Genomic DNA, 250 nt, shown 5'->3' with positions numbered 1-250 from the left:
AGGGTAAGCGCATCCTGGTGGATCCGATTTAGACGTTTCTCCGGAATCGGTGGGCCAAAATGGATGAAGTTGCGAATGCTGTCCTTCAGCGCGTCTGGCACGACCGGCTGACCTGCAGCCAGGAGATCCCTTAGCAAACCATCCCGTAACCCCGCTCCGCTCACGACATAACGATCTCCCTGGATGATCTGGAAGACCGTGCGCAATATGAGAACACCTGGCACAATAATGTCTGCACGATCCTTGGCAA

General features: G+C 54.8%; 1 protein-coding gene. It reads right to left on the bottom strand.

The window, feature by feature from the left end; all coding sequences use genetic code 11:
• The coding region (locus ACKPVM_RS20520; RefSeq protein ID WP_409311590.1) for a Ppx/GppA phosphatase family protein at positions 1-250 on the bottom strand (250 nt) is incomplete at both ends.

It is taken from the genome of Pectobacterium hainanensis, assembly GCF_046237015.1.
Taxonomy (GTDB): domain Bacteria; phylum Pseudomonadota; class Gammaproteobacteria; order Enterobacterales; family Enterobacteriaceae; genus JBJYIN01.
This window is presented reverse-complemented; position numbering and strand designations above follow the sequence as displayed.